Origin of the sequence: Sphingomonas glacialis (genome assembly GCF_006439055.1) — a bacterium.
Classification (GTDB): Bacteria; Pseudomonadota; Alphaproteobacteria; order Sphingomonadales; family Sphingomonadaceae; genus Sphingomonas; species Sphingomonas glacialis_A.
Map to the genome: position 1 here is coordinate 1,412,455 of NZ_RCZC01000002.1, position 26,059 is coordinate 1,438,513.

Here is a 26,059-nt window from a genome sequence, read left to right on the forward strand (position 1 = left end):
GGGAGCGGACGGCGCGCCTGCGGGCGCGCCACCGCTCCCCGCAACACACCGCAACGCCCCGCATGCGCGCCTAACCTTACGGTAACGCTCGCTGCGCTATAGGCGGCCGGTGAGCACGGAAAACACATCGCAATTCGCCAAGCCGCATATCGATGCGCGAGCGTTGCTCGGGCTGTACGATCCGGCCGACACCACCGACTGGGCGCCGATCCGCGCGGCGCAGGTCCATGCCGGCGGGCAATTGGCGCTGTTCCTGCTCGCCACCAATCTCATCGGTGCAGCGCTTGCCACGCTGATCCTCGACACGATCGCACCGCTCTGGGCGCTCGCCTGCTGGGGTGCGGTGGTCGCCGCGATCGCGGTGGCGATCACCTTCCGCCGGCTTGCCGCCAAGCAGCGCGCGAGCAGCGCCGCGACGCTCGCCGATGTCCGCGATACCGTGCTCGAGGGCGTCGCACTCGCCGCGATCTGGTCGGTGCCGCCGCTGGTCTTTGCGCCGCATTCCGACGTCGGGACCGCGTTCGGGCTGTGGATCGTGCTCGCAGTGCTGATGGCGGCCTCCGCGGTGGCGATGGCGGCGCTGCCGCTCGCCACGCTGAGCTTTCTCGGGATCCTCGGTCTCGCCGTGTCGGTGATGGTGCTGCGCGTGGCGGGCCCGGTGCTGGCAGCGTCGGTGGCGCTGTTCACCACGCTGCTGATGATCGGCTGCTTCACCCGCGCACGCGCGCTCGTCATCGTCCGCGCGGGCGAGATCGCGCTCGCCGAGCGCGACGAAACCGTCAGCCTGTTGCTGCGCGAGGCCAAACAAGAAGATGGCGCCGACTGGCTGTGGGAAACCGATGCGGCGCGTCGCGTGTTGCGCGCCTCGCCGCGCTTCGCGCTGTCGGTCGGGCTCGATCCCGCCGGGGTCAACGGCAAATCCCTGCTCGAAGTACTCGCCGGCAAGACCTGGGAAACGGGCAATTTCGCGCCCGCGCTGCGCACGCTTGCCGAGAATCTCAAGGGCCGCGCGGCGTTTCGCGGGCTCGTCCTGCCGGTCCGCGTCGCCGAGCAGGAGCGCTGGTACGAGATTGCCGCCAATCCGCGCTATGACGACCAGGGCGCGTTCCTAGGCTTTCGCGGTGTCGGCGCAGACGTCACCGAACAGCGCGCCTCCGAGGAAAAGATCAACCGCATGGCGCGCTTCGACACGCTCACCGGCTTGCCCAATCGCCTCCACGTCAACGAATCGCTGGCGCGCGCGATGGCCAATGCCGAGAAATGGGGCAGCCGCTGCGCCTTCATGATGATCGATCTCGATCGCTTCAAGGCGGTCAACGACACGCTCGGCCACCCGATCGGCGACCGGCTGCTCGGCCGCGTCGCCGAGCGACTCGCGACGCTGATGACCGATAACGAGGTCATCGGCAGACTCGGCGGCGACGAATTCGCGGTCGTGGTGCGCGACGCGAGCGATACGCAGCGGCTCGAGACGCTTGCGCAGACGATCGTCGACGCACTCGCCCGCCCCTACGATCTCGATCATCACACGCTCTATACCGGCGCGAGCGTCGGCGTCGCGACCGGACCGCGTGACGGCCGCACCACCGAGATGCTGATCCGCTCGGCCGACCTCGCGCTGTATCGCTCGAAGGACGCCGGCGGCGGCAAGTTCCATCATTACGAGCCGCAGCTCCACGTCGCCGCCGAGGAGCGCCGCGTGCTCGAACAGGCACTGCGCAAGGCGCTGACCAACGACGAACTGCACCTCACCTACCAGCCCGTCGTCGATGCCGGCAGCGGGCTGTTGACGGGGTTCGAGGCGCTGGTCCGCTGGACGCATCCCGAGCTCGGCCCGATCTCGCCGGTCAAGTTCATCCCGCTCGCCGAGGATGCGCGGCTGATCGGCCCGATCGGCGAATGGGTGCTGCGCTCGGCCTGTGCCGAGGCGGCGAATTGGCCGGGCGATGCGCGCATCGCGGTCAACGTCTCGCCCGAACAGCTCCACAATCCCGGCTTCGTCGCGGTCGTCGCCTCGGCGCTGGCGAATAGCGGCCTGCCCGCGCGCCGGCTCGAGCTCGAAGTGACCGAAAGCGTGTTCATGCGCGACGATACCGGCGCGGTGAAGGTGCTCGAGCGGATCCTCGACCTGGGCGTGCGCCTCAGCCTCGACGATTTCGGCACGGGCTATTCGTCGCTCGGCTATCTCAGCCGCACGCGCTTCTCGACGATCAAGATCGACCGCAGCTTCGTGATCGGCGCGTCGAAGAAGGTACCCGAGGCGATCGCGATCATCCGCGCGGTGGTGGCGCTCGCGCAGAGCCTCGGCATGGCGACGACCGCCGAGGGGGTCGAGACCGAGGACGAGCATGTCATGGTCCAGCAATTGGGCTGCACCAAGGTCCAGGGCTATTATTTCGGCCGCCCGCTCCCGGTCGAGGAAGCGCGCGTTTTGGCACAGCGTGCGGCGTACAATCGCGAAGCTGCATGAGGACGCTTGCAGCGCGGGCAACCTCTCGCTAAACGAGCCCACCTGATAGGGGTGTAGCTCAGTTGGTTAGAGCGTCGGTCTCCAAAACCGAAGGCCCTCGGTTCGAGTCCGAGCTCCCCTGCCAGTCGCCTGGCGTTCCTCGCTTCAGGCCGCGCCATCTTTCCTGATGCGGACAAAGCCTCGATTATACGTCGGAATTCGAGCGCGAAGGCCAGCAGCGGATGGCCCGTTCATAGTATCACGATGGTCCCCCACGACGCCGCCAGATCCGCGTCGAGACGGGGCTGGTCGACCGACCGGTCGCACGACGCGCCGGGTGCGCTCGATGGGCTCCACGCATGCCAGATTCGAACACGCCGGCGCGACCTTCCAACGCCCCCGACAGCGATGCACCCAGCGCTGGGGACCGACCACGGCCCCCGCGGTTCTGCGGATACCCCGTAGTTACAAAGGACCACTGGACGGGAGATGAATACGGGTCGATGACGCCACCGTGGACGTCATCGATTCAAAAGGGCTGTGTATGGGATCGTGTTCGCCGTGCTGAAGCGCGTGCTGATCGGCATCGTCGGCTGTGTCGCGGTCGCGCTTGTCGCGCTCTGCATCTTCGCCTGGCGCCCGGCGATCGCCGAGATCACCCCGCCCGCCCCCGCCAGCTTCGCGCCCGCGCTGATCGCGCAGGGCGAAGTGCTGGCCAGTGCTGGCTATTGCGCCTCGTGCCACACCGCCAAGGGCGGCAAGCCGTTCGCCGGGGGCTATGCGATGGCGACGCCGTTCGGCACGATCTATTCGACCAACATCACCCCCGACGTGGCGACCGGGATCGGCACCTGGTCCGAACCCGCCTTCCGCCGTGCGATGCACGAGGGCGTCGCGCGCGACGGCGCGCATCTGTTCCCCGCTTTCCCCTACGACCATTTCACCAAGCTCACCGATGGCGATGTCGCCGCGCTCTATGCCTATGTTATGACGCGGCCGCCGGTGCGGCAGGAGGCCAGCGCCAACACCGTCCCCTTCCCGCTCAACATCCGTCTGTTGCAGGCCGGATGGAAGACGCTGTTCTTCACCCCCGGTCGCTTCCGCCCCGAACCCGCGCAGAGCGCGGCGTGGAACCGCGGCGCCTATCTTGCGGAGGGGCTGAGCCATTGTGCGGCCTGTCATACCCCGCGCGGCAAGCTCGGCGCCGAGCTCAAGGATCGCGCCTATGCCGGCGCGCCGATCGACGGCTGGATCGCGCCGCCGCTGGGCAAGACCAACCCCTCGCCCGCGGCATGGACGCAGGCCGAGCTGGTCGCCTATCTCGGCACCGGCGTCAGCCGCTATCATGGCACCGCGGCCGGCCCGATGAGCGCCGTGGCGCGCGGCCTGTCGCAGCTCCCCGCGGCCGACATCGCCGCGATCGCCACCTATTTCGCCAGCAGCAACGGATCGGCGGGAGCGGGTGCGCGCGACACGGCGGCCATCGCGCACGCGCTCGCCGCCGACAGAATCGGCACCGGGCTGAGCTACGATCCCGCCGCGCGGCTCTATGCCAGCGCGTGCGCGTCGTGCCATTATAACGGCCGCCAGTTGAACCCGCTGCGCCCCGATCTGGCGCTCAACAGCGCGGTCAACCTCGACGATCCGACCAACCTGATCCGCGTCATCCTGTACGGCGTGAGCGCGCGCGACGGGGCGCCGGGCATCGTGATGCCGGGCTTCGCGCACGGCTTCACCAACGCCGACGTTGCCCGCATCGCCGCCTATCTGCGCAGCACCCGGACGGCCAAGCCGGCCTGGACCGATCTCGAAAGCAAAGTCGCCACCATCCGCGCGCAGGGCCAGGGCCAATGACCAGCTTCACCATCAACGGCCGCACGGTGACCACCGACCTGGACGACGACACCCCGTTGCTGTGGGTGATCCGCGATCATATCGGGCTCACCGGCACCAAGTTCGGCTGCGGGATCGGCATGTGCGGCGCCTGCACCGTCCATGTCGGCGGGCGTGCGACGCGCTCGTGCATCACCCCGCTCGCTGCGGTCGAGGGCGCGGCGGTCACGACGATCGAAGGGCTCGACCCGGCGTCGAACCATCCGCTGCAACAGGCGTGGCGCGCGCTGCAGGTGCCGCAATGCGGCTACTGCCAGTCGGGCCAGATCATGCAGGCGGCAGCGATGCTGCAGGATTTCCCCGCCCCCAGCGACGCGGAGATCGACGCGGTGATGACGGGCAGCCTGTGCCGCTGCATGACCTATGTCCGCATCCGCGCGGCGATCAAGCAGGCCGCCGCCGAGATGGGAGCCAAGCCATGAGCCGCCTCGCCTCGCACGCCGGCACCGCCTCCCCGTTCAGCCGCCGCAGCTTCCTCGTGGCGAGCGGCGCGGCGGGCGTCGCGTTCGGCTTCTCGCGTGTGCTCGCGGCGATCGACCCGTCGGTGCCCGGCAGCGTGCCGGCGGCCGCCACCGGGCCGCTGTTCGAACCGACGATCTGGTTCGGCATCGATGCGGCCGGCATCGTCACCGTCAACATCATCCGCGCCGAGATGGGCCAGCATGTCGGCACCGCGCTCGCGCGCATCCTTGCCGACGAGCTCGAGGCCGATTGGGACAAGGTCCGCATCGTCCATGTCGACAGCGATCCGAAATGGGGGCTGATGGTCACCGGCGGCAGCTGGTCGGTGTGGCAGACCTTCCCGGTGTTCAGCCAGGCGGGCGCGGCCGGCCGGATCGCGCTGATCGAAGCGGGCGCCAAGTTGATGGGCGCCAACCCCGCCAACTGCACCGCCAAGGGCGGCGCGGTCCATGCCGGTGGGCGCTCGATGTCCTACGGCGACATCGCCAAGAGCGGCAGCGTTGCGCGGCAGTTCACCCCCGACGAGCTCAAGGCGCTGCCGATCAAGCCGGTCAAGGATCGCCGCCTGATCGGGCGCGAGACGCACGGCCTCGACATCGACGCCAAGACCAACGGGACAGCGATCTACGGGATCGACGCGAAGCTGCCGGGAATGGTCTATGCCCGCCCCAAGCTGCCGCCGACGCGCAACGGATCGAAGGTCGTCTCGGTCGACGACGCAGCGGCCAAGAAGGTCAAAGGCTATCTGCGCTATCTGGTGCTTGACGATCCGTCGGACACCGTGCCCGGCTGGGTGATGGTGATCGCCAGCTCCTATTACGCCGCGCTCAAGGCGACCGACCTGCTCGAGGTCACCTGGACCACCGGCCCCGGCGCCGACATGACCGAAGCGTCGCTCCAGGACCATGCCCGCGCGCTGGTCGCCAAGGCCGATGGCGGCATCCAGCTCGACATCGCCGACGACGACAGCACGCCCAATTTCGGCGCGGCCGCGGCGAGCACGATCGAGCAGATCTACACCACCGCGACCGTGCTGCATTTCCAGCTCGAACCGCTCAACGCGCTCGCGTTCGAGAAGGACGGCGTGTTCGAGATCCACACCGGCAACCAGTGGCAGAGCCTGATCCTGCCGACGCTCGCCAAGGCTTTGGCAGTCCCCGAAACCAAGGTCGTGCTGCGCAGCTATCTGCTCGGCGGCGGGTTCGGTCGGCGGCTCAACGGCGACTATACGATCCCCGCCGCGCTCGCGACCAAGGCGCTCGGCCGCCCGGTCAAGATGATCCTGACGCGCGAGGACGATGCGCGCTTCGATTCGGTACGCTCACCCTCGGTGCAGCGGTTGCGGATGCAGTTCGACGGCAGCGGCCAGATCCAGACGATGGAGCATCACGCCTGCGCCGGCTGGCCGACGCAGGTGATCGCCGGCCCGACGCTGCTCGCCAAGACCAAGAAGGGCGGGCAATACGATCCGTTCGCGATTGCGGGCGCGGACCATTGGTACGATGTCGGCCACCAGAAGGTCCGCGCCGTCGCCAACGATCTCGCCAACGCGACCTTCCGCCCGGGCTGGCTGCGCTCGGTCGGACCAGGCTGGACCAACTGGGCGCTCGAAAGCTTCATGGACGAGGCGGCGCACCACACCAAGACCGACCCCGTGGCGTTCCGGCTCAAGCTGCTGAGCGGCGAGGGCCGCAACGCCGGATCGGCGCCCAACGCGGTCGGCGGCGCGCTGCGCCAAGCCGAAATGGTGCGCCAGGCCGCGACCAAAGCCGGCTGGGGTCGCCCATTGCCCGCCGATACCGGGCTCGGCATGGCGACCAGCTTCGGCCAGGAACGTGACATGCCGACCTGGGTCGCCTGCGTCGCACAGGTCCATGTCGATCGCGCGAGCGGGATCGTCCGGGTCGAAAAGCTGACCCTCACGGTCGATGCCGGGACGATCGTCGATCCCGACGGCGCGTTGGCGCAGGTGCAGGGCGGCGCGCTGTGGGGATTGAGCATGGCGCTGCACGAAGGGACCGAATTCGCCGCAGGCCAGGTGAAAGACACTAACCTCAACACCTATACGCCGCTGCGCATCGCCGACGTGCCCGAGCTCGACATCAGCTTCGCCGATAGCGCGGAGGTGCCGGTCGGACTCGGCGAACCCGCGACGACCGTCGTCGGCCCGGCGATCGGCAATGCGATCTATGCGGCGACGGGCGCGCGACTGCGCCACATCCCGATAACGCCGGCTGCGGTCCTGGCGGCGCTGCGGGCCCGCTGAGCCTATCGCGCGGCGCCCCGCCGGGTGCCGCGCGATGCATCGGTCATTCGGCGATGTTGGTCCGGTCGAGCGCCTCGATCCCGTTGCATCCCGCGAGCGTCATCACGACGCGCATCTCGTGCGTCAGCATCGTCAGCATCTCATCGACGCCCGCCTCGCCGCGCGCAGCCAGCGCCCACAGCCATGCCCGGCCGAGCAGCACGCCGCGCGCGCCGAGCGCGAGCAGCCGCACCACGTCGAGTCCCGAGCGCACGCCGCCATCTGCGAACAGCGTCACGTCGTCGCCGACCGCATCGGCGATCGCCGGAAGCGCGCGCGCGGTCGAGAGCACGCCGTCGAGCTGGCGCCCGCCATGGTTCGACACCACGATCCCCTGCGCGCCGAAGCGCACCGCGTCGCGCGCATCCTCGGGGTCGAGGATCCCCTTGATGATCAACGGCCCGTCCCAGGCGGCGCGCAGCCAGTCGAGATCGGCCCAGCGGATGCCGGGATCGAAATTCTTCGCCATCCAGGCGATGTAATCGTCCATCCCGCTATCCGCGCCGAGCACGGGGACGAGATTGCCGAGCTGGTGCGGCCGGCCGTGCAGGCCGACGTCCCACGCCCAATTGGGCTTGCCGATCGCCTGCAACGTCCGCCTGGCGGGGCCGCCGGGGCCCGACATGCCCGAATGCGGATCGCGACGGCGGATGCCGGGGGTCGGCATGTCGACGGTGAAGACGAGCGCCTTCGCCCCCTTCTCGCGCGCCTGCGCGATAAGATCGCGCATGAACCCGCGATCGCGCACCATGTAGAGCTGGAACCACAGGCTCGCCTCGGGGACGCCCGCGCGCAGTTCGTCGAGCGAACAGATGCCGACGGTCGACAGAGTGAACGGAATGTCGTGCCGCGCCGCCGCCCGCGCCGCCTGGACTTCGCCGCGACGGCGGAACATCCCGCCGATCCCGATCGGCCCCAGCGCCACCGGCAGCGGGACGCGCTCGCCGAACCACTGGGTCGAGAGGTCGATGTTGGCGACGTCCTGCAACACCCGCTGGCGGATCGCGATGCCGGCAAGGTCGGAGACGTTGCGCCGCATCGTCTCCTCGCCGAGCGCGCCGCCATCGGCATAATCGAACAGAAACCGCGGCAGCCGGCGCCGCGCGACCGCGCGATAATCGTCGATCGAGGCAATGATGCTCATCTGTCGCAGTCCTTCGTGGCGGCGTCGTCGTATCGTGCTCCGCAGCGCGGCTAGCAGCTTTCATCGTCGTCCGCGACGTGACGCGTGCGGCAGCCGCAGCGCCAATTGGCCTGAGTGTTCCGGCGCTCGCGAAGACCGCACCGGCCAAACCGCATAGCCTCAGCCAACGCCACGCAGCCCGAGTCTTAGAGGCGTAGCGCGGCGTGATCGTCGAAGGTCACTTCGCGACCGGGGTCTCGGGAACCGCAGTCAGCGGCCGACCCTCGGCGAACCAGGCGATCAGATTGTCGGCAACGAGCCGCGCCATGGCGCTCCGCGTCGCCTCGGATGCCGAGGCGATATGCGGCATCACCACCGCATTGGGCAGATCGAGCAAGGCGGGCGGGACATGCGGCTCGTCTTCATAGACGTCGAGCCCGGCGGCGAGGATGGTCCGATCCTGCAGCGCGGCGATCAGCGCGTCCTCGTCGACGACACTCCCGCGCGCGACGTTGACGAGAACCCCGTTCGCACCCAGTGCCGCGAGCACTTCGGCATTCACGATATGCCGGGTCGCCGCCCCGCCGGGCACGATCGCGATCAGCGTGTCGCACGCCTGCGCCAACTCTAACGGGCTCGCATACCAGGGATAGCGCACCGCCGCCTGTTTGGTGCGCCCATGATAGGCGATCGCGACGTCGAACCCTTCCAGCCGCCGCGCGATTTGCTTGCCGATCCCACCGAGCCCGAGGATCCCGACCGTCCGCCCGCGCAGCGTCGGCGACAGCGCAAAGGCGCCGTCCGGCCACTGTCCGGCGCGCAAGAAGCGGTCGGCCTGCGGCAGGCGCCGGATCGTCGCCAGCAGCAGCCCGATCGCGAAGTCGGCGACCTCGGCGTCGAGCACGCCCGGCGTGTTGGTGACGACGATCCCACGCGCAGCCGCGGCCGCCACGTCGACATTGTCATAGCCGACGCCGAAACTCGCGACGATCTCGAGCGCGGGCAGACGGGCAAACAGCGCGTCGTCGATGCGTCCGTAGAGCGTGCTCGTCGCGACGCCGCGGATCCGCGCGCCGTGGCTTTGCAGGAACGCGGCGGGATCGGGCTGCTCCCACAGCCGATGGACCGTGAAGGTCTCCGCCATTTTGCCGAGGGCGGCGGCGTGCATCGGGCTGGTGACGAGGATTTCCGGACGGGTCATCGGGGCGCGGTAGCACGCGGCAGCCGATCGATCACCGACGCATTTTCGTGAGGGATACGCCGCAACCATGGCCGAACTGGCAGCTGCCGGCCGGTTGCCCAGTCTTCTGTCACTGGTTGAGCGGTTCAGTTGGCAGGGCTTGATGCTCTAGCAGCACGATCTGCCAACACGGGCGATGTCGGTGCGAACGAGCTCGAATTTGGAGGGATCGCAAGTGCTTTGCTGATCGATCCCGCTTACGGACGCTCTTTGGCGGAAACGCCTGGTCGTCGGATTAACGAGGTATCTGTGGCGTCGATATTTCCGAGTCGAGCGACAAAACGGCTCACAGGATCGAACGTAACCTAACGAGCAACGATGGCGCGCCTCACGCCCGGCGCCTTAGTGACGATCTGGCAGATAGCTGCCTTTCCCTGTCCCATCGACGTGACGCCCCAATAACCGACACTCAAACCGTGCCAAGCGTTTCCCGAAATTCGCCGTTCGTTCATAACGCACTCGATCCTTTGCACGGCTGGCAACGCCCGTAAGGACGGGTGGCGATTTGTCCTTCGTCGAAATTGCTGGTTTGATCGCGATCCTGGCTGGACCGTGATACCATTGACTAAAACACGGCTGATGCCGCCGCAGGCACCGCGAGGAGGAGCTTCGCCATCGGTTGTGCCCGCATTGCGTCTCCAACCAGGATCAGTGCGGGGCCAGCACCTGCCGCACGATCGATCGCCAGGTCCAATAAATCGAGCCGCGTGTGGACGAGACATTCCGACGGAAGGCTGACGTCGCTTGCAATCAGCACCGAAGTCGCCGGGTCGAGGCCGTTAGCGATCAATTGGCGCGAGATGTCTGCTGCCGCGCCGCGTCCCATGTAAAAGGCAACGGTCGCGGAGCCATCCGACAGCGCCGCCCAGTCGAGATCCAGCGGCTCGCCATCGCGCGCGTGCGCGGTGACGAAACGCACCTGTCGTGCCGCTCCGCGCAGCGTCAGCGACACACGGGCGCTCGCGGCAGCGGCGCTCGCCGCGGTGATGCCGGGGCAAATGTGGACGCGAAAGCCGTGCGCGGTCAGCGCGTCGATCTCCTCGGTCGAGCGGCCAAAGATCGACGGATCGCCACCCTTCAACCGCACCACCCGCTCCCCCGCGCGCGCTGCCGCGACCAGCAGGGCGTCGATCGCGGGCTGCGTCTTCGAATGCCGCCCCGAGCGCTTGCCGACCGAGACGCGCCGAACGTGTGGCGGGATCAGCTCGAGCACGCCCGGTCCGACCAGCGCATCGTAGAAGACGATGCTCGCCGCGCCGATCAGCTTTTCGGCCTTGCGCGTCAGCAGATCGGGGTCGCCGGGGCCGGCGCCGACCAGCCACACGTCGCCGGGTGCGATGAGCTCAGACATGGACACTCTCCTGGACGGTCAGCAATTTGGCGATCACGGGGCGGCACGAGCCGCAATTGGTGCCGGCGTTGAGCGCGGCGCCGACCGCTTCGACGCTGACGAGCCGCTGGCCGGTGATCGCTGCGAGCAAGCTGTTGAGACCGACGTCGAAACACACGCAGACGATCGGCCCGCGATCGGGCGCGGGCGTGGCCGGGCGGCCGGCGAGCACTTCGAACGATGACGCATCGGGCACGCCGAGCTGGTCGAGCAGCCAGTCGCGCGGCGGCAGGCCGGCGCCCCGCGAAACGAACAGCGCGGCCTCCATCTGGCCTTCCGAGACCACCGCCGCCCGCACCACGCCACGCCGCGCGTCGATCATCTCGGCGCGCTCGCCCGGCGGCAGCAGGGCGGTGAGCGCGGCGGGATCGTCCTCCCCCGCCAGCTCGATCAGCCAGCCGTGCGGGGTGCGGATTCGCGTCCAATAGGCGCAATCGGGGGCGTTCGGTCGCTCGCGCGACACGAGGAAGCCGGTCCAGTCGGGCTTGTACGATCCAGCGCGCGCGGGCGTATTCTTGAAGCCGGGCTGGCCCGAGACGGGGTCGCGATCCTTGCCGGGGAGCAATCCGGCGCGGCCGCCGGCGCTGGTCTGGTCGGTCCAGTGGATCGGCACGAACAGCTCGCGGCGGCGCTGATCGAGGGTGATCGCAGCACGGAAGATGCTCGCGCCGTGCGGCGTCTCGACCCGCGCGAGCGCGCCGTCGGTGAGGCCAAGCCGCTGCGCGGTGTCGGGATGGACATCGACCAGCGGCTCGCGGCGATGCTGCGAGAGCTTGGGCGACAGGCCGGTGCGCGTCATCGTGTGCCATTGGTCGCGGTAGCGGCCGGTGTTGAGCCGCAACGGAAAGGCGCGGCTGGCGTCGTCGCGCGGGGCGTGGACGACGGGCACGAGCCGCGCCTTGCCGTCTGGCGTCGGGAAGGCGCGCTCGGCAAAGGGCGAAGCGCCGCCCCATTGGAACGGCGCCATGGCCGCATAGGCGGCGTCGGAGATCGTCGCTTGGCCGGAAATGTCGAGCATCCGCGTGCCGTCATTCTCGAACCCGGTCTGCGCGGCGAACTCGCGGAACACGCTGGCGGCGCTGGGATAGTCGAAGCCTGCGAACCCCATGCGGCTGGCGACCTCGTTAACCTGCCACCAGTCGGCGCGCGCCTCGACCGGCGCGGCGAGGAAAGCACGCTGGCGTGACACCCGGCGTTCGGAATTGGTGACCGTACCGTCCTTCTCGCCCCAGCCGAGCGCGGGCAGCTTCACTTGCGCGAAACGCAGCGTATCGGTCTCGGCGATGCAGTCCGACACCACGACGAACGGGCAATTGGCGAGCGCGACGCGCGCCATGCGGGCATCGGGCATCGATACGGCGGGGTTGGTCGCCATGATCCACACCGCCTTGATCTTGCCCTTGGCCATCGCCTCGAACATGTCGACCGCCTTTAGCCCGGGGCCGGGGCAGATCGTCGGCGACTGCCAGAAGCGTTGCGCGCGGTCGCGCTCGGCACCCGAGAAGCCCATATGCGCGGCGAGCGTAGAGGCGAGGCCGCCGACCTCGCGCCCCCCCATCGCATTGGGCTGGCCGGTGATGCTGAACGGCCCTGCCCCTGGCTTGCCAATCCGGCCAGTGGCGAGGTGAAGGTTGATGATCGCGTTGGCCTTGTCGGTGCCGCTGGTCGACTGGTTCACGCCCTGGCTGAACAGCGTGATCGTGCGCGGGTGATCCGCGAACAGATCGTAGAACGCCTGCAGATCGGCGGGCGCGATGTCGCAGGTGCGTACGACGTCTGGGTTCGGGAGCGACTTCCAGAAGCCGTCGGGGACGTGCACGCGCTCGGCCAGTGCCTTGCCGTCGAGCCGCCAGCTCTGTCGCATGTGCGCGAGCAGTCCGGTGAACAGCGCGACGTCGCTGTCGGGCGCGATCGCGAGATGCAGGTCGGCGCGCTCGGCGGTCTCGGTGCGGCGCGGGTCGATCACGACCAGCTTGGTGCCGCGCGCCGCCCGGGCGGCATCGATCCGCTGCCAGATCACCGGATGGCACCAGGCGGTGTTCGATCCGACCAGCACGATCAAATCGGCCGCGTCGAGATCGTCATAGCTGCACGGCACGACATCCTCGCCGAATGCACGGACATGCGCCGCCACCGCGCTTGCCATGCACAGCCGCGAATTGGTGTCGATATTAGCGGTGCCGATAAAGCCCTTCATCAGCTTGTTGGCGACGTAATAATCCTCGGTCAGCATCTGGCCCGAAGCGTAGAAGGCGACGCTGTCGGGGCCGTATTCGGCGATCGTCGCGGCGAAGCGTTGCGCGACATGGTCGAGCGCAGCGTCCCAGCTCGCCTGGCGGGTGCCGATCGTCGGGTGGAGCAAGCGGCCTTCGAGGCCGATCGTCTCGCCGAGATGAGTGCCCTTGGAGCAGAGCTTGCCGAAATTGGCGGGGTGGTCGGGGTCGCCGGCAATGTGCGCGGTGCGGCGGCCGGTGGGCGTGGCGAGTACGCCGCAGCCGACGCCGCAATAGGCGCAGGTCGTTTTGATCCCCCTCCCGCTCGCGGGAGGGGTTAGGGGAGGGCATGTCGGATCGGCGGCAGGGACAGGCCCTCCCCCAGCCCCTCCCGCAAGCGGGAGGGGAGCCATCACGCCACCCCCGCGAGGGCTTCGGCGCGGCCGATCAGGATGCGCCCGCCGTCGATCTTGACCGGGATCACCGGCACGCACCCCGTGTCCTCGCCGAGCGCCTCGCCCGTCACCAGCGAGATCCGCCAGTTATGCAGCGGGCACGTCACCGTGGTGTCGTGGACGATCCCCTGGCTGAGCGGTCCCTGCTTGTGCGGGCATTGGTTGGCGAGCGCATAGACCTCGCCATTGGCGGTGTGGAAGATCGCGATCTCGCGCCCGCCGCGCACCGGCAGCGTCCGCGAGCCGAGCGCGGGGAGCTGGTCGACAGGACCAATGTCGAGCCATTCGCCGACCGCGCTCATGCCGTCACCAACGCAGGCGCCGTGAGCGGACGGATTTCGGCGAGATGCTGATGGAGCTTGTAATCCTCCCCCGCCGCGCGTTTCGCCCACGGGTCATCCTGCATGAAGCGCTGCGAATGATGGAAGCGTGCGGTCAGCGCCACGCGGCCCTCCACATCCTCGACGATCCGCGCCTTGATATAGTCGAGGCCGACACGCTCGACCCACGGCGCGGTACGATCGAGATAGCGCGCTTCCTCGCGGTACAGCTGGATGAACGCGGCGCAGTGATCGAGCGCCTCCTGCTCGGTCGCGACCTTGCACAGGAAATCGGTGCCGCGCAGCTTGATCCCGCCATTGCCGCCGATCGACAGTTCGTAGCCGCTGTCGACGCAGATCACCCCAAAATCCTTGATCGTCGCCTCGGCGCAATTGCGTGGACAGCCCGACACCGCGATCTTGAACTTGTGCGGCATGAAGCTGCCCCAGGTCATCTGCTCGGTCTTGATCCCGAGCCCGGTCGAATCCTGCGTGCCGAAGCGGCACCATTCCGAACCGACGCACGTCTTCACGGTGCGCAACGCCTTCGCATAGGCATGGCCGCTGACCATGCCGGCGGCGTTGAGATCGGCCCATACCGCGGGCAGATCCTCCTTCTTGATCCCGAAAATGTCGAGCCGCTGGCCGCCGGTCACCTTGACCATCCGCGCCTCGTATTTCTCGGCGACATCGGCGATCGCGCGCAATTCCTTGGGGTTGGTGACACCGCCCCACATCCGCGGCACGACCGAATAGGTGCCGTCCTTCTGGATGTTGGCGTGCATCCGCTCGTTGACGAAGCGCGACTGGTTGTCGTCGACGAACTCGCCCGGCCAGGCGCACAGCAGATAGTAATTGAGCGCGGGGCGGCACGACGAACAGCCGTCGGGCGTCGTCCAGTGCAGCGCCTGCATCACCTGCGGGATCGCCTTGAGCTCTTTCTCGTGGATCAGCCGGCGGACGTCCTCATGCGTGAAGCTGGTGCATTTGCACACGGTCGGCGCGCTGCGCTCGCCGTCGAACGCCTCGCCCAGCGTCACCGCGAGCAGCCCTTCGACCAGATTGGTGCACGACCCGCACGAGGCCGAAGCCTTGGTGCAGGCGCGCACCGCGTCGAGCGTGCACGCGCCGCCCGCGATCGCGCCGACCACCCTGCCCTTGCTGACGCCGTTGCAGCCGCAGATCTCGGCGTCATCCGCCAAAGCCGCGACTGCCGCGTTAGGGTTTGCCGATGCCGCTCCTCCGCTGGCGAAGGCCTGGCCGAAGATCAAAGCGTCGCGGATCTCGGCGACGTCCTGCTGCTTCTTGAGCAAGTCGAAATACCAGTTCCCGTCCTGCGTATCGCCGTAGAGCACTGCGCCGATGACGCGGTCGTCCTTCACCACGACGCGCTTGTAAATGCCGCGCGAAGCATCGCGCATGACGATGTCCTCGCAGCCCTCGCCACCCGAGAAATCGCCCGCCGAGAAGACGTCGATCCCCGAGACCTTGAGCTTGGTCGAAGTGACCGAGCCGGTATAGCCCGAGGGCGTCGCGACGAGCCCGTCGGCGAGGCTGCGGCACATGTCCCACAGCGGCGCGACGAGGCCATAGACGAGGCCGTTATGCTCGACGCACTCGCCGACCGCGAGCACGTTGGCGTCGGACGTGGCGAGATGATCGTCGACATGGATCCCGCGCCCGATCGCCAGCCCGGCGCCGCGCGCGAGCTTGACGTTGGGGCGGATGCCGACCGCCATCACCACCAGCGACGCGGGGATGTCGCGCCCGTCCTTGAGGCGCACGCCCTCGACCTTGCCCTGGCCATAGATTTCGGCGGTGTCGGCACCGGTCAGGATCGTCTGTCCGCGCGCCTCGAGCGCTTCCTTGAGCAGCCACCCCGCCGCTTCGTCGAGCTGGCGCTCCATCAGCGTCGGCATGATGTGGAGCACCGTCACCTTCATACCGCGCAGCGCGAGACCATGCGCAGCCTCAAGCCCGAGCAGCCCGCCGCCAATCACCACCGCATCGCCGCCGGCGTCCGCTGCGCGCAGCATCGCGCCGACATCGTCCATGTCCCGGAAAGTGACGACACCCTGCAGATCATGCCCCGGCACCGGGATGATGAACGGGTCCGAGCCAGTCGCGAGGATGAGCGTGTCATAGCTCTCAACCCTGCCCGACCGCGCCGTGACGGTCTGGATCTTGCGGTCGATCGCGACGACGGGGTCGCTCGCCACCAGCTCGATCGCATTGTCGGCGTACCAGGCGAGATCGTTGATCACGATGTCGTCGAACGCCTTGTCCCCGGCGAGCAACGGCGAGAGCATGATGCGGTTGTAGTTCACGTGCGGCTCGGCGCCGAAGATCGTGATGCGATAGCGGTCGGCATCGCGCGCGAGGATCTCCTCGACCGCGCGGCAGCCCGCCATGCCGTTGCCGATGACGATGAGATGCGGTTTGGTCATGAGAAAGCCCAATCCAGGGAGAGCCAGAGTTTCTTGGTGTCGGTCGCGTAGCGATCGGCGCGATAGTCGGCATATTTGAGGAGCGCGGTGTATCGGCCCTGCTTGACGCTCAGCTGCGCATCGACCTCATCGCCGTAATGTTGGCCGAGCCGGTCGCTGTCGAAGCGGTGATAGGCGGCGACCAGGGCGATCGCGTCGAGCCCGGCGACCTTCTTCCAGCCATAGCCGACCGAGCCATAGGCATCGCGCAGGCCGTTGGGCGGGGTGACGAGGAACTTGTCGGCCCAGCCGTTGAACTTGTGCAACGTGGCGAGCGGAGTCTGGAAGCTGGTGACCGCGACACCCCTGTCCGCGCCGAGCACTTCATAGCCTCCGGTCAGCGTCAGCGCCTTGGCGGCGATGCCGAGTTCTCCCGCATAATAGTCCGCGTGATAGCGGTTGGGGTTGCGGTGATAGTCGCGCTGCGACGCGAAGCTCGCGAGGTAGCTCAGTCTGAGCGTCTTGCTCAGCGGATAGGCCCCGGCGAAGCGGCCGCCATAGCTCTGGCTCGAATTGACGAACACCTGCCGCTGGTCCTGGTCGACCAGATAAACAAATCCCGTCAGCGTGCCGAGGCTGGTCTTGTAGCCGAGATTGGCGAAGACATTGTCGCCGCCGATCTCGCCCAGCCGCGCCGGGCCGAAGCGATTGCCGCCGTCGATCCCCCAGATCGTGCGGACATTGTTCGAATAGGTGACGTCGGCCTTGAGGTTCTTGATCGCCGACCATTCGACGCGCACCGCATCGAAGGTCTGCTCATTGTCGCGCCATGCGACCGCGCCGACGAAGCGCTGGTCGTCGAGGTTGATCGCCTGTCGCCCGATGGTGACGACGGTCTGCTTGAGCCCGCGATATTGCAGCTGCAGCCGGTTGAGCTCGATATTCTGCGGATCGGAAACGATCGGGTACGCCGTCTTGCCGTTGACCCCGCTGTTGTACGCCGGGTTGATCGCGAGCGTCGCCTCGGATTCGGCGAGAAAGCTGAAATCGCTGAGCTTCGCCTCGAACCCGCTGCGGAGCCTGAGCGTGACGGCGTCGGCGTCCTTCGCAAGCGGCGCCTGCTCGACATGTTCGTAGCGCAGCCGCGCATCGATCAACGGGGTGAAGGTGAGCGGGTCGGCGAGGGCCGGTGTCGCCACCAGCCCTCCCAGCGCGAGGAGCGACAGCGCGCGCATCAGATCCGCGCTCCGTTCGCCGCGGTCCAGCTGCCGCGCCAGTGGCGCTTGACCTTGAGGATACCGAGCAGGGCGACGATCGCGAGCCCGGCGAAGATCAGGAAGCCGGGCGAGGTGCTGCCGGTCCATTGCTTGGCAAAGCCGAGCGAGGAAGCGAGGTAGAAGCCGCCGATCCCGCCGCCGAAGCCGACCAGGCCCGTCATCACGCCGATCTCGCTGCGGAAGCGCTGCGGCACGAGCTGGAACACCGCGCCGTTGCCGAAACCGAGCGTCGCCATCACCAGCAGGAACAGGCCGAGCGAGACGGTCAGCGAGGCAGGCGCGGTGCTGATCGCCACCAGCACGAGCGCCGCCAGCAGATAGACCGCGGTCAGCGTGCTGATCCCGCCGATCCTGTCTGCCACCGCGCCACCGATCGGCCGCACCAGTGATCCCGCGAAGACGCACGCCGCGGTGCAATAGCCCGCCGTCACCGGGGTCAGCGCGAAACGGTCAGTGAAATAGACCGGCAGGCTGGCGGCCAGCCCGACAAAGCCGCCAAAGGTAACGCCGTAGAACAGCATGAACCACCAGGTGTCGGCTTCCTTGAGCACCGACAGATAAGCGGCGAACGGCTTGGGCGCGGGCTGGCTCGGCGAATCCTTCGCCATCGCCATGTAGAGCAGGAACACGATCGCCAGCGGGATCACCGCGAGCCCCAGCACCGCGTTCCACCCGAACGCCTTGGCGAGCATCGGCGCAACAGCGAGGCGAGCACGGTGCCCGAATTGCCCATGCCGGCAATCCCCATCGCCTTGCCCTGATGCTCGGCCGGATACCAGCGCGACGCGAGCGGCAACGCAACCGCAAAGCTCGCGCCCGCGAAACCAAGCACGACGCCGAGCGCGAGCGTGCCCGCAAAGCTGTTGACCCCGAACAGCCAGCCGATCGAAAGACCGGCGATGACGATGATCTGCCCGATCGCGCCGGTTTTCTTCGGCCCGATCTTGTCGACCAGCAGCCCGTTGACGAGCCGCAGCACCGCGCCCGCAAGCGTCGGCACGGCGACCATCAGCCCCTTCTCGGCAGGCGACAGCGCCAGCTCCTTGGCGATGATCGGCGCGAGCGGCCCGAGCAGCACCCACACCATGAAGGCGAGGTCGAAATAGAGAAAGGCGGCGATCAGCGTCGGGCGGTGCCCGCTCTGCCAGAAGCCCGTCGCGCCCGCTGCGCTCGGTTTCGCCTTGGGTCGCGCGCTGGCCCCCACCAGCCCCGCGTCAAACTCTGTTTGCAGCTGCGTCATCGTCCCGATTCCCCTCGAGCAAACGCAAAAAAGCCGCCGCGGCGCTCGATCATTCGAGACGCGACGGCGACTTTGCCAGAATGTTGGTGATGCCGAAGACGCTACTCCGTTGCAGCGTCTCGACTATGACCGAAAACTGCCGCGATTCGCGCCGCAACGCAACAATTTTCTGCAGTGCGGCCGATTATGCTTCGAATCCGCCCAAATAGCCCGTGAGGTCGGCCGGATCGAAACTCCGCGCATCGAAGAATCGGTCGGCGCCGAGGATCAATCGGCCCTGCGTGGTGCCGACGCCGAGCGCTTCGACGATGCCGCCCTCGAGCTTCGAACTCGCCCCCGGTAGCGGCACGCCGAGCGGTCGCAGCGCGGCGCGGTAGACGTCGGGGCGGAAGACGCGTTGCGCCGCATCGTAATCGGCCGGGTTCGGTGTCGCGTGGCCGGCGATGCACATCTGCGCATAGAGCCACGCCGCCTGGCTGACCCAGGGGAAATTGGCGGCCTCGCGGTGCTGGAACATGAAGTCGGGCACGTCGATCGGCGCCGCCCCTTGCGCAAACACGATGCGGTCCGAAATGGCGTGGCCGATCAGCGTCGCCGACCCGTCGAGATAGTCGGGCCCGGCCAGGATCGCGGCGATCTCCTCGCGCCGCGCCGGATCGACGAAGGCGACGCCCGCGCGGTACAGCGCGCGCAGCAGCCGATGCGTGAGGTCGGGATCCTCCTCCATCCGCGCGGTGCGCATCGCCAGCACCTTTTCGACGCCGCGCAGCCAGATTTGCGAGGTCACAGCGACGATCACCCCGACGCCGCGGTCGACCGCCACGCTGTTCCACGGCTCGCCCACACAGATCCCGTCGATCTCGCCCGCGGCCAGCGCGTCTGCCGCGAACGGCGGCGCGACCGTGACGATGGAGACGTCGTGGTCGGGGTCGATACCGCAGCCGATCAGCCAGTAGCGCAGCATGTAATTGTGGCTCGAATAGCGGTGCACGACGCCGAAGCGCAGCGGCGCGCCACGCTCTCGCGCCGAACGCGCGACCGCGGCAAGCCGCGCCCCGATCGCCGCGACATCGCCCGGCACCCCCACCGCAGTGACTTGCGCTGCGAGATCGGGCCGCAGCGTGATCGCATTGCCGTTGAGCCCGAGCACGAACGGCACCGACAGCGGAGTCGCCGGCCGCCCCAGCCCCAGAGTCGTCGCGATCGCCAGCGGCGCGAGCAGATGCGCAGCATCGCTATGGCCATAGAGCAGCCGGTCATTGACCGTCGCCCAGCTCATGTCGCGCACGAGCTCGAGCGCGATCCTCTCGTCCTCGGCAAAGCCCAGCTCGCGCGCGAGGATCGGCAAGGCGGCGTCGACCAGCGGCAGGAATCCGATGCGGAACGGCGTGGTCGTCATAGGTCCCCCATCAGCCGATTGGCGGTGACGATCGCGTCGGCGACGTCGCCGATCCGCCGCCCACTATCCATCGCCGCCTTGCGCAGCGCGGCATAGGCCGCGGGCTCGTCGATCCCGCGCTTCTTCATCAGCAGCGCCTTTGCCTCGTCGATCGCCTTGCGCTCGGCGAGCGCGGAGCGCGCTTCGTCGAGTTCGGTGCGCAGCCGCGAATACGCGCGAAAGCGGCGGATCGCGAGTTCGAGGATCGGCCGGATCCGCTCCTTCTTGAGTCCGTCGACGACATAGGCGGAAACGCCCGCATCGATCGCCGCCTCGATTCCGGCGACATCGCTTTGGTCGACGAACATCGCGACCGGCCGCGCCATCGCCTTCGACAGCGCGAACAGTTCCTCGAGCTCGTCGCGGTGCGGATTAGCCAGATTGATCAGCACGACATCCGGCGACAACGCCTCGAGCCGTGCGGCGATGCCGCGGCGATCGACGAAGATTGTGACATCGCTGAGGCCCGCATCATGCAGGCCTTCCGCAATCACCGCCGCGCGTGCGGCACTTTCATCGACAATCGCAATCCGCAAACGCGTGTCCTCCGCCAGTGTCCATACACCCAGGATCCGACAGGCCAAGCTGATTGAAAATGGCCAGATCCTATGCCGCCGTCCTATTTTTCTGCGCTACCGCTTTTCTCGGGGTGGCAGAGTGCCCCGGGTAGCGGCGGGTCCAGCGCACATCTACCGACAAGCCGTTCCGCAGAAAAGTCCGCTGTGCTTTGGCAATTTGACCCAGTTACAGCCATTCGCGATGCTCTTCGACTACCCGGCTTCGGTCGTTTGTTCATCGCAATCTCAAGTGATCTTGGTTCGATGTATTCGGTGTAGAGCCGAATAAGCGTGCTCACGCTGCCAACTGTCGTATCGATCGTATTGCGCGAGAGTGACCGATCGACGGTCATCGATTGGAAGGCAGACGTGGCGATATGGAACCGTTGATCAGAGCTCGCGGGCTAACGCGTTAGCGCGGTTAGGGTCGCCAGCGAGAGGGTGCGTATCCCGGTCGGGATGGCTCGGGTATAGTCGGGCGCGAAAAATGGGGAATGATTGCTCGGTACCGGCAGATGGTTTGCGGTGTCTTTCGCGATCACTGCCGGATCATACCCGCCAATCGAGAAATAGACCGACGGGACGCCCGCTTCGATAAAGGCCGAATAGTCTTCGCTGGCCGTCCAGCCGGGGGCGGTAGCGGGTTGCCAGACGATCGTGTCCGAGCCGCCTGCCGCAGTCAGCGCGTCGAAGGCCTTGCTCGACAGCGCGTGATCATTGACCACCGAGGTGGTACCATGGAGCCAATTGACCTCGGGCGCCGGGGCGAGCGCCATGGCGGCGGCGGCGTCGGCGGTGCGCTTGACGCCATCCAGCAGCAGCTTGCGAACCTCGGGCGTATAAGAGCGGAGCGACAGCTTGAGATCGGCGGTATCCGGAATGATGTTGCCGACGCTTCCGGCCTGGAAGCTGCCGACGGTCACGACACCGAACGCGTTCGGGTCTTTCTGACGGCTGATCACGGTCTGCACATCGCTGACGAAATGCGCGCCCATCACGATCGGATCGATCGATGCCGCGGGCATCGATCCGTGCGCACCGCGACCGTGGAAGATCACCTCGACCGAGTCCGAATTCGAGGTCGCGACACCGTCCTTGATGACGACCTCGCCGGCCGGCCCGTTCCCGACATGCGCGGCGAAGCCGATGTCGGGCTTGGCGAACCGGGTGAACAGGCCGTCGTCGATCATCGCCTTGGCGCCTTTGACCAGTTCCTCCGCCGGTTGCGCCACGAACATCAGCGTTCCGTGCCAGCGCGCCTTCATTGCCAGCAGCGCCTGGGCGGAGCCCAACCACCACGCCATGTGATTGTCATGGCCGCAGCTCATCGCGACGAAGGTCTGCTTGCCGTCGTCACCCAGGGTCTGGACGCGGCTGGCGTACGGCAGCCCCGTCTTTTCCTCCATCGGCAGGCCGTCCAATTCGGTGCGGACCATCACCACCGGCCCGTCGCCGTTTTTGAAAATCGCGACCACGCCCGTTCCACCCACCTTCTCGGTCACCATGAAACCCAGCGTCCGCATCTTCGCCGCCAGAAGCGCGGCGGTGCGCTGTTCATGCATGCCGAGTTCGGGGTGCTGGTGGATGTCCTTGTACAGCGCTTCGAGCTGCGGCCAGGTCTTCGCGATCTGCGCATCGATCTCCACGCGCGCGGCGGCCGGGTCGATCGGCTGTGCGGCGGCGGCGGTGGACAAGGCACAACAGGAAAGCAGGCCGAGGATGAAGCGGGTCATGCAGGGGATCCTTGGAGAATGGGATCGTTCCCTATCCAGCGCCGGACCAGCCGCCAAGCGCCGCGGAGCCTTGCCGTGAACGTTCGCATGACCTGACGGAAATCGCGGGCTTTCGCAATGTTGCCGTACTGCAACAGCTGCCGAAACAAACCGATCGCGATGCGCCGATGCATATAAAGTTTGTTGCTAACTTGTTTCTGGAGCGTCATGGTCGCGTGCGAAACGACCTGCGCGACAACGACAGGGACGGCATTGGGGAGCGGGGGTTGGAGCGCTGCTGCGCGCAACCCGATCATGCGGCAAACGGCTTTAACGGGCCAAACATACTGTACCCGGAGACGTTCGGGCGCACCGGACGCCTGTCGGATCGGACGCGCAGGGTGACGGCCGGGGCACTATTCCATCAGGGGGCAATGATTGATGAATTGGACGAGGTTTCGCGCGATGCTGGCCTGCACCAGCGTTCTCGCCACGGGGAGCGTGGCAAGCGCCGCCTGGGCACAAAGCGTACCGGCCGCACCCGAGCCGAACAGCGCCGACCCAACGATCCCGTCCGCATCGGCACCCGCGAGCGCCGCAAGTGACCAGGACATCGTCGTCGTCGGCTCGCAAATTCGGGGACGCGCGTCGGAGGCGCTGCCGGTAACGGTCATCGGACAGGCCCAGATCGCCACCACCGCCGCGGTATCCGGCGAGGAACTGTTCCGCGCCATCCCGCAGATGGGCAGCCTGACGTTCAACAGCTCGTACCTGCCGGGCAGCAGCAACTCGGCGCGTGGCGACGTCGGCTCGGTGAATCTGCGCGAGCTCGGGCCCGGCAACACCTTGGTGCTGCTCAACGGTCGCCGCGTCGTCCAGCATCCGGTCAGTCAGGCCGACGAGAATCTGGTGCCTGTCATCTCGTACAACACCAATGCGATCCCGGTCGGCGGGATCTCTCGGCTCGAAGTGCTGCGCGACGGCGCCGCGGCGATCTACGGTACCGATGCGGTCGCCGGCGTGGTCAACACCGTTTTGCAGCAGGATCTGCACGGCGTTTCGCTCAATACGCAATACGGCGTCGCGGAGGGAACGTCGCTGCGCGAATCCTCGACCACCTTCACGGCTGGACACAATTTCGAGCATGGCAATATCAGCCTGATCGCGAGCTATACGCATCGCGATCCGCTCTATTCCGCCGACGAGGACTATACCGCGACGAACGACCTGCGTCCGCTGTTCGCGGATACGCGGTTCGCAGGCACGGCTTCGCTCGACGGACGCAGCACGACGAGCGACTATGCGAGCCTCTCGACCCCCACAAGCGCCGGCACGATCCGCCGCGGCACCACCGCGCTGACGAGCGCCGCGGGCGCGTTCCACATCCAACCGTCGGCGCAGACCGGCTGCGCCTACACCTTCACCAACGGCACCTGCCTTGGCACCGGGGCACTGGCGACGTCGGGCGCCAATCGCGATGCGCGCTACGATTCCTCGCTCGCGGATGGCACGACGGTCATTCCCCGGCTCGACCGGCTCAACCTGTTCGCGAGCGGCCATTACGATGTTTCGCCCGACGTCACCGTCTATAGCGAGGTAGGCTATTACCGCGCAGTGACGCGCAACGTCGTGCCCTCAACCGGCACACTGTCCTCGGTGACGATTACGGTCCCCGCCTCGAACTACTGGAACCCGCTGGGTCCGGTCACTTTCGCGAACGGCACCGCGAACCCGAACCGGATCCCCGGCCTCACCAATGTTCCCGCCGCCGGGCTGCCGGTGTCGATCACGGGGTACGATTTCTCGGACGTCGGGCCCAACATCGTGACCGACCGCAACTACCAATACCGCCTGCTGTTGGGCACCCGCTTCAATCTGTTCGGCTTCAAATGGGACAGCGCGGCGGTCTATTCGCAGGCCGGCGTGACCGATATCTCGACCGGGGTGAGCGCCACGCTCCTCCAGCAGAATCTCGCGCTCTCGACGCCCGACGCGTACAACGTCTTCAACGGCGGCAACACGAGCACGTTCAGCCTGGCCGACACGTCGCCGAGCAGCCAGGCGGCGATCAACGCCATTCGCATCACCTCGGTCCGCAAGGACACGTCGACGCTGGCGATGGCGGACCTGAAGGGCAGCAACGCGCATCTGCTCACCCTCCCCGGTGGCGACCTCGGTATCGCGATCGGCGGCGAAGTGCGCCGCGAGACGCAGCGCGACGATCGCGATCCGCGCGTCGATGGCACGATCACCTTCACCAACAGCACGACCGGGGTCGTCTATCCGAGCGATCTCGTCGGAACGAGCCAGACGCCCGACGCGCGCGGCTCGCGCGTGGTCGCGTCGGCGTTCGGCGAACTGGCGATTCCCCTGATCTCGCCCGAAATGCACATCCCGCTGGTGCGCCATGTCGAACTGCAGGTGGCCGGCCGGTTCGAGCATTACAGCGATTTCGGCTCGATCGCGAAGCCCAAGGTGGCGGGCGCCTGGGACATCGTCGATGGCCTGCGCGTCCGCGGCTCGTGGGCGCAGGGGTTCAAGGCGCCCAATCTCGAGCAGATCAATGCGACGCTCGTCTCGCGCTCGAACACTCGCAAGGATTATTACCGTTGCGAGGCGGAGATCGCCAACAAGCTCACCACCAGCATCGCCAATTGCACGGGCAGCAACGAGAGTTTCTCGGTCGCCGAGAACCGCTCGGGCAACAAGGACCTGCAGCCCGAGCAGAGCGAGACGTGGTCGGCCGGCGTCGTGCTGCAACCGCACTTCATCCCTGCCCGCTTCGGTCGCCTGACGCTGACGGCGGACATCTGGCATGTCCAGCAGACCGGCGTCGTCGGTCTGTTCGGCGGCGCCAACGCGCTGATCCTCGACGATCTGCTGCGCAAGCAGGGATCGTCCAATCCCAACGTCGTGCGCGCCGCGGTAACGGCGGACGACATCGCTGCGTATGCCGGGAGCGGTCTCGCGCCCGCCGGCAAGGTCCTCTACATCAAGGATCAGTACCGCAACTTCCTGCCGCAAAAGGCGCAGGGGATCGATATCGGGCTCAACTATCAGCTGCGCAACACGCCGATCGGCAGCTTCACGCTCGACATGAACGCGGCCTATCTGATGAAATTCTATCGGGATCCGTCGCCCGACGTCGTGCCACTGATCACCGCTCAGGCGGCCGGACAGATCAATGCCGGCATCCCGATCACGGGCGGCGGCGATCTCATCGAGCAGAACGCTCGGCCGCGCTGGCGTGCGACGTCGTCGCTGATATGGGATCTGAACAGTTTCGAACTCGGTGCTTTCGCGAACTACACCGGCAAGGTGAACGACACTGGCTTGGTCGATAGTTCCGGCGTGACCTGGGTCGTCAGCAGCCAGATCGTCGGCAACGTCTATGCGCAGTGGAAGGTGCACGGCTTCGCCGATTACCGTTTCCGGGTCGGCGTTCGCAACATCGCGAACACCAGCCCACCCTTGTCGTCGACCGGCTATACCGGCACGCTGTACGATCCGTACGGTCGCTATCTGTACGTCAACGTCGGCGTGAACTTCTGATCCCGAG

At 67.2% G+C, this 26,059-nt stretch carries 16 protein-coding genes, 1 tRNA gene and 1 pseudogene; 7 read left to right on the top strand and 11 right to left on the bottom strand.

What is annotated here, in order from left to right:
• Positions 1–109: 109 nt before the first annotated feature.
• The 5 genes from EAH76_RS10600 to EAH76_RS10620 all read left to right on the top strand — a co-directional run bounded on the left by EAH76_RS10600 (position 110) and on the right by EAH76_RS10620 (position 7,070).
• Positions 110–2,470, top strand: coding sequence for a putative bifunctional diguanylate cyclase/phosphodiesterase (locus EAH76_RS10600; RefSeq protein ID WP_140850149.1), 2,361 nt, complete (start codon positions 110–112; stop codon positions 2,468–2,470).
• A 47-nt stretch (positions 2,471–2,517) separates the two neighbouring features.
• Positions 2,518–2,594, top strand: a tRNA-Trp gene (locus EAH76_RS10605).
• Between the two features lie 407 nt (positions 2,595–3,001).
• Positions 3,002–4,303: a c-type cytochrome gene (locus EAH76_RS10610; protein ID WP_241659630.1), complete on the top strand. Its 1,302-nt coding sequence runs from the start codon at positions 3,002–3,004 to the stop codon at positions 4,301–4,303.
• Positions 4,300–4,764, top strand: a complete 465-nt coding sequence (locus EAH76_RS10615; RefSeq protein WP_140850150.1) for a (2Fe-2S)-binding protein — start codon at positions 4,300–4,302, stop codon at positions 4,762–4,764. The genes EAH76_RS10610 and EAH76_RS10615 overlap by 4 nt, the downstream gene beginning before the upstream one ends.
• A complete protein-coding gene (locus tag EAH76_RS10620; protein WP_140850151.1) occupies positions 4,761–7,070 on the top strand; it encodes a xanthine dehydrogenase family protein molybdopterin-binding subunit in 2,310 nt (769 codons plus the stop codon). Before EAH76_RS10615 ends, EAH76_RS10620 begins: the two co-directional genes overlap by 4 nt.
• Positions 7,071–7,113: 43 nt before the next feature.
• Here EAH76_RS10620 and lldD read toward each other — a convergent pair whose 3' ends face one another.
• The 11 genes and pseudogenes from lldD to EAH76_RS10675 form a co-directional block, all read right to left on the bottom strand.
• Entirely contained in the window at positions 7,114–8,253 is a 1,140-nt protein-coding gene (gene lldD / locus EAH76_RS10625; RefSeq protein ID WP_140850152.1) for an FMN-dependent L-lactate dehydrogenase LldD, read from the bottom strand.
• 217 nt (positions 8,254–8,470) lie between these two features.
• Positions 8,471–9,433 carry a 2-hydroxyacid dehydrogenase gene (locus tag EAH76_RS10630; protein WP_140850153.1) on the bottom strand — a complete coding sequence of 321 codons (963 nt, stop codon included), beginning with the start codon at positions 9,431–9,433 and terminating at the stop codon, positions 8,471–8,473.
• A gap of 604 nt (positions 9,434–10,037) precedes the next feature.
• Positions 10,038–10,829, bottom strand: coding sequence for a uroporphyrinogen-III C-methyltransferase (gene cobA / locus EAH76_RS10635; RefSeq protein WP_140850154.1), 792 nt, complete (start codon positions 10,827–10,829; stop codon positions 10,038–10,040).
• A complete protein-coding gene (locus tag EAH76_RS10640) occupies positions 10,816–13,488 on the bottom strand; it encodes a nitrate reductase (protein ID WP_140850155.1) in 2,673 nt (890 codons plus the stop codon). Before EAH76_RS10640 ends, cobA begins: the two co-directional genes overlap by 14 nt.
• Positions 13,488–13,832, bottom strand: coding sequence for a nitrite reductase small subunit NirD (gene nirD, locus EAH76_RS10645; RefSeq protein ID WP_140850156.1), 345 nt, complete (start codon positions 13,830–13,832; stop codon positions 13,488–13,490). The genes EAH76_RS10640 and nirD overlap by 1 nt, the downstream gene beginning before the upstream one ends.
• Positions 13,829–16,297 carry a nitrite reductase large subunit NirB gene (gene nirB, locus EAH76_RS10650; RefSeq protein WP_140850157.1) on the bottom strand — a complete coding sequence of 823 codons (2,469 nt, stop codon included), beginning with the start codon at positions 16,295–16,297 and terminating at the stop codon, positions 13,829–13,831. The genes nirD and nirB overlap by 4 nt, the downstream gene beginning before the upstream one ends.
• Positions 16,294–17,511: an alginate export family protein gene (locus EAH76_RS10655; protein WP_140850158.1), complete on the bottom strand. Its 1,218-nt coding sequence runs from the start codon at positions 17,509–17,511 to the stop codon at positions 16,294–16,296. The genes nirB and EAH76_RS10655 overlap by 4 nt, the downstream gene beginning before the upstream one ends.
• A pseudogene (locus tag EAH76_RS10660) lies at positions 17,511–18,793 on the bottom strand (nitrate/nitrite transporter). Before EAH76_RS10660 ends, EAH76_RS10655 begins: the two are co-directional and overlap by 1 nt.
• A 184-nt stretch (positions 18,794–18,977) precedes the next feature.
• Positions 18,978–20,192 carry an ABC transporter substrate-binding protein gene (locus tag EAH76_RS10665; protein ID WP_140850159.1) on the bottom strand — a complete coding sequence of 405 codons (1,215 nt, stop codon included), beginning with the start codon at positions 20,190–20,192 and terminating at the stop codon, positions 18,978–18,980.
• Positions 20,189–20,767 carry an ANTAR domain-containing response regulator gene (locus EAH76_RS10670; RefSeq protein ID WP_140850160.1) on the bottom strand — a complete coding sequence of 193 codons (579 nt, stop codon included), beginning with the start codon at positions 20,765–20,767 and terminating at the stop codon, positions 20,189–20,191. Before EAH76_RS10670 ends, EAH76_RS10665 begins: the two co-directional genes overlap by 4 nt.
• Positions 20,768–21,192: 425 nt before the next feature.
• The gene (locus tag EAH76_RS10675) at positions 21,193–22,521 is read right to left on the bottom strand and encodes an amidohydrolase (protein ID WP_140850161.1); all 1,329 of its coding nucleotides are present in this window, start codon (positions 22,519–22,521) and stop codon (positions 21,193–21,195) included.
• An 11-nt stretch (positions 22,522–22,532) separates the two neighbouring features.
• Between EAH76_RS10675 and EAH76_RS24480 the strand changes: the two genes are divergently transcribed.
• Both EAH76_RS24480 and EAH76_RS10680 read left to right on the top strand, forming a co-directional pair.
• Complete coding sequence (locus EAH76_RS24480) at positions 22,533–23,105, top strand: hypothetical protein (RefSeq protein ID WP_241659631.1); 573 nt, start codon at positions 22,533–22,535, stop codon at positions 23,103–23,105.
• Positions 23,002–26,052 (top strand): TonB-dependent receptor domain-containing protein, encoded by a 3,051-nt coding sequence (locus tag EAH76_RS10680; protein ID WP_241659632.1) that lies wholly within the window; start codon positions 23,002–23,004, stop codon positions 26,050–26,052. Before EAH76_RS24480 ends, EAH76_RS10680 begins: the two co-directional genes overlap by 104 nt.
• Positions 26,053–26,059: the final 7 nt, after the last annotated feature.